Source organism: Rhodococcus sp. 14-2496-1d (assembly GCF_002259365.1).
In the GTDB taxonomy this organism is placed as follows: domain Bacteria; phylum Actinomycetota; class Actinomycetes; order Mycobacteriales; family Mycobacteriaceae; genus Rhodococcoides.
On sequence record NZ_NPFV01000041.1, the window covers coordinates 1 to 10,379 of the forward strand.

Annotated in this window: 14 protein-coding genes; all 14 read left to right on the forward strand. The window is 63.6% G+C overall.

Translation table 11 applies throughout. The annotated features are described in order from the left end of the window. The first annotated feature begins 425 nt into the window (after nucleotides 1-425). On the forward strand, nucleotides 426-677 hold the full coding sequence (locus tag CH296_RS28095) for a hypothetical protein (protein WP_094686254.1): 252 nt from the start codon (nucleotides 426-428) through the stop codon (nucleotides 675-677). A gap of 134 nt (nucleotides 678-811) precedes the next feature. Next, nucleotides 812-1,327, forward strand: a complete 516-nt coding sequence (locus tag CH296_RS28100; RefSeq protein ID WP_094686255.1) for a hypothetical protein — start codon at nucleotides 812-814, stop codon at nucleotides 1,325-1,327. Further along, complete coding sequence (locus CH296_RS28105; RefSeq protein ID WP_094686256.1) at nucleotides 1,314-2,360, forward strand: terminase; 1,047 nt, start codon at nucleotides 1,314-1,316, stop codon at nucleotides 2,358-2,360. Before CH296_RS28100 ends, CH296_RS28105 begins: the two co-directional genes overlap by 14 nt. After that, nucleotides 2,344-2,967 (forward strand): terminase, encoded by a 624-nt coding sequence (locus tag CH296_RS28110; protein ID WP_094683048.1) that lies wholly within the window; start codon nucleotides 2,344-2,346, stop codon nucleotides 2,965-2,967. Before CH296_RS28105 ends, CH296_RS28110 begins: the two co-directional genes overlap by 17 nt. A 17-nt stretch (nucleotides 2,968-2,984) precedes the next feature. Then, nucleotides 2,985-4,400 carry a phage portal protein gene (locus tag CH296_RS28115; protein ID WP_094686265.1) on the forward strand — a complete coding sequence of 472 codons (1,416 nt, stop codon included), beginning with the start codon at nucleotides 2,985-2,987 and terminating at the stop codon, nucleotides 4,398-4,400. After that, a complete protein-coding gene (locus tag CH296_RS29215; protein ID WP_179277860.1) occupies nucleotides 4,378-6,255 on the forward strand; it encodes a hypothetical protein in 1,878 nt (625 codons plus the stop codon). The genes CH296_RS28115 and CH296_RS29215 overlap by 23 nt, the downstream gene beginning before the upstream one ends. Next, nucleotides 6,252-6,500 carry a hypothetical protein gene (locus CH296_RS28125; protein ID WP_094686257.1) on the forward strand — a complete coding sequence of 83 codons (249 nt, stop codon included), beginning with the start codon at nucleotides 6,252-6,254 and terminating at the stop codon, nucleotides 6,498-6,500. The genes CH296_RS29215 and CH296_RS28125 overlap by 4 nt, the downstream gene beginning before the upstream one ends. Before the next feature lie 96 nt (nucleotides 6,501-6,596). Continuing rightward, on the forward strand, nucleotides 6,597-7,334 hold the full coding sequence (locus tag CH296_RS29220; protein ID WP_179277861.1) for a hypothetical protein: 738 nt from the start codon (nucleotides 6,597-6,599) through the stop codon (nucleotides 7,332-7,334). A gap of 63 nt (nucleotides 7,335-7,397) precedes the next feature. Beyond that, complete coding sequence (locus CH296_RS28140; RefSeq protein ID WP_094686260.1) at nucleotides 7,398-7,826, forward strand: head decoration protein; 429 nt, start codon at nucleotides 7,398-7,400, stop codon at nucleotides 7,824-7,826. 44 nt (nucleotides 7,827-7,870) lie between these two features. Next, nucleotides 7,871-8,917, forward strand: a complete 1,047-nt coding sequence (locus tag CH296_RS28145; RefSeq protein ID WP_094686261.1) for a major capsid protein — start codon at nucleotides 7,871-7,873, stop codon at nucleotides 8,915-8,917. Next, nucleotides 8,917-9,258, forward strand: coding sequence for a hypothetical protein (locus CH296_RS28150; RefSeq protein WP_094686262.1), 342 nt, complete (start codon nucleotides 8,917-8,919; stop codon nucleotides 9,256-9,258). The genes CH296_RS28145 and CH296_RS28150 overlap by 1 nt, the downstream gene beginning before the upstream one ends. A 3-nt stretch (nucleotides 9,259-9,261) precedes the next feature. Next, nucleotides 9,262-9,693 carry a hypothetical protein gene (locus tag CH296_RS28155; RefSeq protein ID WP_094686263.1) on the forward strand — a complete coding sequence of 144 codons (432 nt, stop codon included), beginning with the start codon at nucleotides 9,262-9,264 and terminating at the stop codon, nucleotides 9,691-9,693. Next, on the forward strand, nucleotides 9,693-10,118 hold the full coding sequence (locus CH296_RS28160; protein ID WP_094686264.1) for a hypothetical protein: 426 nt from the start codon (nucleotides 9,693-9,695) through the stop codon (nucleotides 10,116-10,118). The genes CH296_RS28155 and CH296_RS28160 overlap by 1 nt, the downstream gene beginning before the upstream one ends. A gap of 27 nt (nucleotides 10,119-10,145) precedes the next feature. Continuing rightward, the coding region (locus CH296_RS28165; protein WP_143546464.1) for a hypothetical protein at nucleotides 10,146-10,379 on the forward strand (234 nt) is incomplete at its 3' end.

A 10,379-nucleotide genomic window follows, 5' to 3' on the forward strand; every position in this document is an offset into this window, starting at 1 on the left:
GTAAATGGTTCGCGTTGGTAACCAATGCTCTGACCTGCGGCGATGCACCCCAGGGGGGTGCCCCTAAGCCCCCCTCCTCGAGGTTCGCCGTGGGGGAGGTCGCTGAATGGTGCGGAGGGTTCAAGATGTTCCACAAAACCAGGGAGGGCGTGTTTTGCCGATGTTCGAGCGCGCGATTCGCCGGCCATCTGACGACGTGGAGTATCTGCGAATGGTTCAGACGTGGATGAATCCAGGTCTGGAGTTCAGTGCGGAGAAGGCCGCCGAGAAGGAGCGCATCGCTCGACTGTTCGGCAAGAGCTCGCGTTCCGTCCCACAGCTCAACTCTGAAAGGAAACTGCGACATGCCAGCGCAGAATGTTAATCGCGGTCGAATACATGCCTTGCCCCGCAGGTTCCGAACCCGCTGCCTCGACGTCGATGCAATGCAGTTCGACGGAACATCAGCGAGCGGGCAAGACATCGTCAGCTGGGTTTTCCTCCGAGGCGGTGTCGCATCCTGGACCGAGGCGCAGCCGGCCTTCATCTCAGACGACGGTCTCCAAGGCTGCCCAGCCCAACCGAGCATCCTCGTCGTCAGCGGCGTTGTCGTCGAGCCGGGGGCCTGGGTAGTAGATGACAAGTGGACCGTCATGGACGATGCGCAGTTGCGCGAACGGTTTCAGGAATGGAACTGAGAGACCGGGTCCACAACCTGATCGCGTCGGTGGTCCGCAAGTTTGCCCATCAGATGGGCTGGTTCTGATTTCTCTGTTCGGCGCAATGCCGGCGGATTTCTAGTTCGGCGCAATGCCGACGGCAGGAGTTGACGATGGGCAATCACGGAGGTGCACGAAACAGGTCCGGCCCGCATGCGTCGATGTTCTCCGCGCGATCGGATGCGCGTGATGTTCGTGCGCTGAAGTTGCCGATCGGCGGCCATGACGGAGACTTCCCGCCACTGTCGGAGTTCCTCCCTGATGCGACCGAACGTGAAGGCATCGTGTGGGCACAGGCGTGGCGAACTCCGCAGGCTGCGCAGTGGATTCGGGAGTCGTGGCGTCATCGCACGATCGCGATGTGGGTCCGTTGGTCCGTCAAGATGGAAGACCGCGAGGCCTCGGCCGCGACGTGTGCGGCTGCGCAGCGTCTCGCGGACAACATTGGCATGACACCGGCCGGACTGAAGGAGAACGGCTGGCTGATCGTGGCCGATGACTCGGGTGAGCATCCCGATCAGCAGGCGAAGCAGACGACGGTGAAGAAGTCGGTTGGCCGCACGATGGGCAACGGCAGGAGGATGCGCGCCGTCGCCACGCCGATTGTCCACGCCGATGACGACGACTGAGGGTTTCGTAGTTGACTTTCCGACCCTCGCGCACGTCACCGATCCGTGGAAGCAGGCGCACTGCTCGATTCCGGACGGCTTCGATCAGGGCAAACCGTTCGTCTCGTCGGACTGGCAATTCTGGTGCGATGCCAACCATTACGCGGTCAAGCCGCGTGCGAAGTGGCAGCCACTCAGGCCCCTGATGAACGAGGCGTTCGTCTACCGCCGGTCGCTGATCGTCGGCCCGCAGAAGTCGGGCAAGGGTCCGTGGTCGGCGACGGGCGTCGCACTCGAGGCAGTCGGGCCGTCGCTGTTCGCGGGCTGGGCAGAATCCGGTGACGGGTACGCGTGTTCGGACTGGGGCTGCGGCTGCGGGTTCGAGCACGAGTACGAGCTCGGCGAGCCGATGGGGATGCCGCATCCCTCGCCGCTGATCCAGATGACGGCAACGTCCGAGGATCAGGTCGACAACGTCTACCGGCCGCTGAAGACGATGATCAAGAACGGTCCTCTCGCGGACCTGATGTTGATCCGCGAGGGGTTCATTCGCCTACCCGGCGACGAGAACCGCATCGACGTCGTCACCGCGTCGGCGAACAGTCGACTCGGCAATCCGGTGTCGTATGTTCTGCACGACGAGAATGGGCTGTATCTCAAGTCCAACAAGCTGATTGCCGTTGCGCAGACTCAGCGTCGCGGTCTCGCCGGTATGCGTGGCAGGTCGATGGCGACGACGAACGCGTGGGACCCGTCGGAGAATTCCGACGCACAGCTTACGTGGGAATCGCGCGCGAAAGACGTGTTCAAGTTTTACCGGATTCCCCCGAAAAACCTGTCCTGGGGCGACAAGCGGGAACGCCGGAAGCTGCTGAAGTTCGTGTACGCGGATTCTCCGTGGGTGTCGATCGACTCGATCGAGGCCGATGCGGCCGAGCTGAACGAGCGTGACCCTGCCGAGGCTGAGCGGTTCTACGGAAACCGACTGGTCAGCGGCCAGGGTGCATGGCTGAAGGCGGGATTGTGGGAGCGGGCATATGCCGGTAGCGAGTAAGCAGAATCTCTGGTTGCCCAATCCTGCTCGCGGAACGATGATCTGCGCTGGCTTCGACGGGTCGCTCAACAACGACTGGACTGCGATCCGTTGCGAGACAAGGTCGGGCCGCAGTTTCACCCCGAGGTTCGGCCCGGACAAACGACCGACGATCTGGAATCCCGCGGAGTTCAACGACGAGATCCCACGCGACCAGGTCTATGCCGCGGTAGACGAGATCTTCTCTCGCTGGCATGTCGCGCGGTTCTACTGCGATCCGGAGGACTGGGAATCCGAGATCGGGGACTGGTCGGTCACGCACGGCGACGAGCACGTCTTCGAGTGGCGCACCAATCGCACGGCGCAGATGTACTCCTCGATCCGCAGGTTCGAGAACGACCTGCGGAGTCGGCGCATCGAACAGGACGGGTGCCCGATCACGGCCACTCACATGGACAACGCCCGCAAAGCGCCCAAGCCCGGGCAGATGTACCTACTGCAGAAACCGAACGAGCACCAGAAGATCGACGCCACCATGGCCTCGATCCTGGCGCACGAAGCGTGCGCCGATGTGCATGTCGCGGGATGGCCCGAGCCGGTCGATTCGCGGGTGTTCTGCCTGGCCTGATCAGAGAGAAGGTGACCATGGTTCTGTTGCGCACACTGCTCTCGGACGACGAACGCGACATGGTCGAGAAGATGCAGGCCAAGATGCATCGACGTAAGCGGCTCGACGATCTGTTGGAGGCCTACCACGAAGGCTCGGTGCGAATCTCGCAGCTCGGTCTCGCGATTCCTCCGAACCTGTGGGTGCTCGAGACTCTGGTGAACTGGCCACGAGTGCAGGTCTCCGAGATCTCGAATCGGATGCGGATCCGGTCGATCATGCGTCCCGACGAGGTGATCGCCGACGCGGCGCTGATGGAAGGGTTCCGTGCCAACAACCTGGCGTCCGAGGCACCTCTGAACCACACCCAGACGATGGTTTACGGCCGCGGGTTCGTCTCGGTCGGCACCAATGAAGAGGACCCTGAGCATCCGCTGGTCCTGATCGAGTCGCCGCGAGAGAGCAGCTGCTTGATCAACACTCGTCAACGCCGGATGGACGCCTACATGCGGACCTTCCGCGCGGACAACGGCGATGCGCTGGGCACGCTGATCCTGCCGAACAAGACATTGCAGATCTCGCTCGGTGTGCACGGGTGGCAGATCGACGAGGTCGGCGACGACACCGGCATCGACGAACACGAGCTCGGCCGGGTGCCGGTGGTGATGTTCCTCAACCGCCGCAAGGCCGGCCAGTGGGACGGCGAGTCGGAGATGACCGACGTCATCCCGATCACCGACGCGGCCGCGCGTGCGCTGACCAACCTGCAGTTCGCACTCGAAACGCATGCGACCCCGCAGAAGTGGGCTCTCGGTGTCGATCAGAAGGACTTCGTCAACGAACGCGGTGAACCGATCCCAGCGTGGGAGTCGTACATGCACTCGGTGTGGTCGACGAAAAACGACAAGGCCAAGTTCGGCAACTTCACTCCGTCGGATCTTCGAAACTTTCACGAGACGGTTTCGCTGTACGGGGAGATGGCCTCGTCGGTCACCGGGCTGCCGCTGCGCTACTTCGGGAAGAACACCGCCAATCCTGCTGCTGAGGGTGCGATTCGGGCCGACGAGGCTCGGATGATCAACAACGCCGAGAACAAGATGGTCGATAACGGCGCGTCCTGGTCATGGGTGGCCTCGCTCTACGAGCGCTTCCGTACCGGTGAGTGGTTGCCCGGCAATCAGATCACCGTCGAGTGGTACAACGCGGCAACCCCGACAACCGCCGAGCAGGCAGACGCGATTCAGAAGCTCAACGGCGGCACGCCTGTGTACTCCCGTGAAGGGTCGTGGGACGAGATGGGGTGGTCCGAGCCCCGAAAGAACCGTGAGCGTGAGTACTTCGAGAAGCAGGAGGCCGATCCCGTGTTCGACCGCCTGAACCGCGACCTTGGGAACATTCCGGCGAGATCGTCAGTGACACCGACCGACGACAATGCTGCCGCAGCCGTCAGCTGAGAACTACCTACGTCAACAGGCCATTCAGCGTGAAGCCCTCATCGCCGCGAAGCGGATTTGGGGTAGCCGGCCGCCGAAGGACTTCGATGTGTGGTTCGCGGCGAACGTCGATCGGCTCGTCGCCGTCATTGTGATCGGTCAACGCGCCGCCGTCGACGACGCTGAGGACTACGTCGCGGACACTCTCGACGACCTTGGTGTGTCGATTCAGCCGACCGATGAGGTAGCGCCCGATGGGTTGACGGGGATTGCCTCGGACGGCCGTCCGCTGGACTCGCTGATGTACGGGTCGATCATCACCGCGAAGAGCAAGATCGGCGACGCTGTAGATCGCGGGATGCCGATGACCAGTGATGTCGTCTCGGCAGCATGGGAGGCCGGTCTTCGGTCCGTGCAGCTTCGCGTGCAGACACAGATCGCCGACGCGAATCGTGTCGCAACCGGTCTGGCGATCACCTCGCGCCCGGGAGTCGGGTACGTCCGAATGCTCAACCCGCCGTCGTGTTCTCGGTGTGCGGTCATGGCTGGCCGGTTCTACCGGTACAACGCCGGATTCGACCGTCACCCGGGATGCGACTGTCGACACATCGCCGCACCGGAGGACCGGGCCGGTGATCTGCGGACCGACCCGATGGACTACTTCGTATCCCTCGACCCGGCGATGCAGGACAAGGTCTTCACCATCGCTGGTGCGCAGGCCATCCGTGAGGGAGCGGACATCGCGCAAGTGGTCAACGCACGGCGCGGCGCGCACGGTCTCGACACTGCCGCCGGGTTGATGGGCAACGCGAAGTACCACCACACCAAGCGCCGGGATGTGTACGGCCGGCAACTGATCACTACGACCGAGGGCGTGACCAAACGAGGTGTGGCAGGGAAGATCATCCGCGCGCGAGGCCGCACCCCGAAGACCACGCCGAGGCTGATGCCCGAGGACATCTACCAGATCGGTGAGGACCGAGACGACACGCTGAGGCTCCTACGGCTTAACGGATACCTACTCGAAAGGTCGGGTCCCAGATCCGGCGTGGGTTCGAGAACCAGTCTCGTGCCGGACCTGGCAACGGTCGAGAAGCTGAAGCCCAGAACTACCGCAACGCCGACGCCGGTCGACCTCGACGCCGTCACTGCCGCGGCAGAGGCTGAGGCCGCCCGTCAGCGCGCGAGGGAGCGAGCTGCACCGCAGTTCAGCTTCGACGTCAGTGCAGGGGTTCCGTCCGAATCAGCGGCGACCGCCCGCCGAACCATCGCACGCATCCCGTTCGAGACTCGGCAGGAACTCGCTCGCCAGAACATCAAGCTGTTCCTGACGCGCCGTGTGTCACTGACCGACGATCAGCAGATCCGAGACCGCTACGCAGGATCGTTCACCGCAGACGGCCGGTCGTTGGACGAGACCTCGTTCTTCAATCCCAGCTACGGGGACGTGATCATCTCGACGGATGCACGACCCGGATCTCTCGACGTCGTCGCACACGAACTGGGCCACGCGCTGGACTACCGAGCGCTGCGGCGTCTACCACCAGAGGTGACGTGGCAGGAGCAGGGAGCTGCGTCACTGTCCGATTCCGCCCGAGAGGCCGCGCAGAGACCGGCGACGGCGTCGATCTACCGGATCCAGGACGACCCGTACGTCAAGTGGGCACACGAACGTGTGGCCGGCGGAAACGGCCCGGAGTACTACAGAGCCGGATCGCAGGGCAAACCATCCAGCGGCCGCGCCGAATGGATCGCCGAAGGGTACGCAGCGGTGCTCAGTAACAACCGCCCGTGGTTGGTCTACATCTCCGGAGGCGACGAGCGGGCCGCTGACATCCTGGCATGGTCGTTTCGAAGATTCGGGGTGGTCACATGATCCTGCCGGTGCTGATTCTGGGAGTAGGGCGCTACCTCGACATCAGCGGACGCGTTCTGCCGGCCGATCGGACCTACAGCGCTGCGGAGATCGCCGCACACAGTGTGTGGGATCCAGGCTTCGACCCTGAGGTCGCTGGTGCCCCAGGCGAACCGGAAGTGCTTGCACCGGAGCGCAGAGCGTACTGGGAGTCCGTCGCGGCCCGGGGCGGTCATTCGCTGCGCGAGCTGCTCGCATCCACGTGAGAGATCACTCTCGTCCATTCCGCTGATCCGCAAGGGATCAGCGGTATTCGTGCCGCCCGCAACGGGTTCGGCCGTATCCGAAGGAGCAGTACTTTCATGAAACGAACCATTCTCACGGCCGATCAGTTCGCGGCGCTGTCGCTCCGCTCGACCGCCCCGCGGTGGAATCGGCAACCACTGCAGCAACACCACGCCGAAGGCGAGGGCGATGGCAGCGGAGACGGTGACGGAACCGGCGAGGGTGACGGCGACGGAGACGGCGCAGGCGCAGGTGATGGTGACGGAACCGGCGAGGGTAACAGCGACGGGGACGGCGACGACAAGAAGCTCGGTCCCGCCGGGGAGAAAGCACTCGCTGCGATCAAGGCCAAGGAGAAGTCCGAACGCACCCGCCGGATCGCCGCGGAGAAGGAGCTCAAAGCCCTCAGGGCCGGAAAGAAGCCCGGGGCCGCTGGTGGTGACGACGCCGCCGAACAGGCGCAGCGCGAACGCGAGGAGCAGATCATTGCCCGCGCCAACGCCCGTGTCCTGAGCTCGGAAGTTCGGGCCGCTGCAGCAGGTGTGCTCGCGGACCCCGCCGATGCCCCACGATTTATCGACCTCGATCAATTCGAGGTGGGTGAGAACGGCACCGTCGACGCCACCGCGATCGCAGATGCGATCAAGGAACTGGTCGAAGACAAGCCGTACCTGGCCGCGCAAGGCGGCAACGGAAAGCCCCGAATTCCCAAGCCCGACAACCGCCAAGGCGGCGGCGGAGGGAAGAAGTTGACGGGCAAGGATCTCGGCAAAGCCGAAGCAGCGAAAAGATTCGGCAACCGCGACAAGAAGTAGCCGCAGTGTGAACGACCCATCGAGCATCACCCATCTCACCCCTTGAAGGAGGGACGTAGCGCCATGACTTCGATCGAAGTGCAGACCAATCCGTTTCAGAACGACAACAAGCAGTGGCTCCTGAGCCCGCACGGCACCGACCCGGGAACGACGCCGTCGATCACCCTCGACGTGTCCGCGTTCACTCAGGCCACGCACTACCCGAACGGCTTCATCGTCTCGGGAATCGTGCTCGGCAAGATCACCGCGAACCGCAAGTACGGCCCGTACGACGACACCGCGACCGACGGCCGTCAGACTGCCGCGGGAATCTTGTTTGCGGCACGCAAGGTGCCGAACCTGCTGGATCTGACCAAGGACGTCGGATCAGGCTTGCTGGTTCACGGGTTCGTCGATCCTGCGAAGTTGCCGATCGCGAACGCCGCGACCGGTGGCGGGTTCCTCGACACCAACGCCCGCACGGATCTTCGCATGATCCACTTCGCGTCCTGATCCGGACCATCTGACTTTCTCTGTCTCGAAAGGACATTCATCTCATGGCACAGTTCCTCGATGCGCCGGTTCCGCCCGACGCACTCACCACGTTCGTTCGCGAGGTGCCCAAGCCTCGCAACAACCGCCTGACCGAGTTGTTCGGCGCACCGAAGATCCTCGACAGCAACACCGTCGACTTCCTCGAGATCGTCAAGACCAACCGGACGGCGAAGTACCGCAGCTACGACGGACGGATCCACGTCTCGAGCCGGGACACCGGTTCGGAGAAGCGTGTTCCGCTCGCTCCGCTGTCGAGCTCGTCTCCCGCGATCGGTGAGTACGAGCGCCTGCAGCAGGAGTTCGCGCGTACGCAGGGCACCAACAAGGCGGTGCTCGAGCGCGCGATCTACAACGACGGTGAGAATCTCACCAACGAGATCTACAACCGTATCGAGCTCGCGTGGGGCGACGTGCTCACCGATGGCGTTCTCAACATCGATGAGAACGGCTTCATCAACGAGGCCGACTACGGACTGCCCGCGAATCACATTGTCGCTCCGGCAACCCCGTGGACGAACCTGACCGCGTCGACACCGCTCACCGACCTTCAGGCGTGGTGCGACGTCTACAACGCGACGAACGGCTTCCTCCCGGGCTCGATGCTGCCCTCGCTCAAGCAGATGCGGCTCCTGCAGCGCAACAAGGAGATCATCGACGCGGTGTTCGGCGCGACCCAGGGTCGCACCCACGTGACCACTGCGGACCTAATCAACCTGTTCAGCTCGGAAGGGCTGCCGATTCCGCTGGCTCCGTACGACAATGTGCTCGACGTCGACGGTGTCTCGACCCGCGTCATGGCCGAGGATCGTCTGACGCTCCTGCCGCCGAACCTCGAAGACCTCGGGTTCACGGCGTTCGGTCTCACCGCGACGGCGTTGGAGATGGCTGACTCGGGTGAGATCGATCGGGTCGAGACCGATCCTCAGGGCATCGTGGCCAAGGTCGTCAAGGTCGACGGGCCGCCGACGCGCCGCTTCACCTGGGTCGATGCCTGCGGACAGCCGATCCTCTCGAACGCACGTCGCCTCATGACAGCGGACCTGTTCTGATGGCGCGCCTGGCCGTGTTCGTGCACGTCGCGGACAAGAACGGCGAGACTCACGCATTCGGGCCCGACGACGACGTACCTGCCTGGGCGGTCAAGTCGATCACCAATCCGGGTGTGTGGGCCGAGGCCCCCGAGACCGCGAAGGCACCGGCGGCGGCTCGCAAGACCACCGCCAAGACGTCGACAGTCACCAAGACGGTCACGCCGGAGCAGCCCAAGTCGGAGACGCCCACGCCCGCCGACGGCGGCCAGGCTCCCAAGCCTGCACCGGGCGAGGCATTCGCAGCCGAGACGGGCAGCGAAACGGGCGACTCCGGCGCGGGTGACGATCAGGAGGACTGAGTCGTGCCCAGCACGGAACCGTTGATCACCGTGCAGGACATGCGCAACGGCACTATGGAGCCCTTCCCCGAGACGGACACCGAGGAACAGCAGCAACTGCTGTTCCTCATTCGCTTCGCTTCGGGGAAGGCTCGCCGGGGAGTCATCCGGGCGTCCGGTCTAGATCTCGACGACGGCATCGCGAACGGCACGGTCGATCGCGATCTAGTCATGGGCATCATGGTCGTGGCCGTACATCGAGCGATCAAGTTGTGGCGGCGCGGGTTCGGGGTGCGAAACAAGCAGTATCTCGAGGAGTCGACCGAATACTCCGACGGTGATGCTGGGTCGTCGTCGTTGGTGTATTTCACCGCAGAAGAGATTGACGATCTGACCCCGAATCGTCCGTCCGGATCATCCCGTGAAGCGTTCACGATCACGCCGGGTCCACGCTGATGCCGCGCTATCCGCAGCGCTGGTCGATCGTGCGACCCAACCCACCGGAGGTCGACGAGAGCACCGGCAATCAGGTTCCCGTCGCTCCGACGTATCAGCCGTGGACAGGACTGCTGCAACAGCGGTTCCTGGACACCAAGCAAACCGAACTGACCGGCAATCGGACAGTCAGTGAGCTTGTCCTGCAACTCGATCCGTACCTTCCTGGCGGTCTCAGCGACCGCGACCAACTCCGTTTCGACGGCGACCGTCGGGTGCAGGGCTCGAACGAGGGACTCGGCGGCCTGATCGCAGTCGGGGACATCGTTCACGTCCGTGGTCGGCCGAAGGAACGCAGGCCCACCGAAGGCGGCCGGGTGGACTACATCGTCGCGATCGTCGTGCACGCCTCGGATATGGCCTCGAGCAACACCTCGCCGCCGTAACCCGAATGTGAAAGTGAGTGATCCGCAATGGATCAGACCGACGTGCAGCAGCCGAAACCGCAACCGCCGTATCCGAACACGTCGCATTTCGTGGTGGCGCAGTTGGCCAAGGATCTCGACGGGATGGCATTCGGCGCGGCGGATTGGCATTTCAACTTCCGCACCGACCCGAACTACTACGGCGCGCTCGCGCAGGCAGTGCTCAACGCACAGGCCGGGTGGTTCCTCGACATGCGAACTCGCGAATGGGTTCTGCGTGAA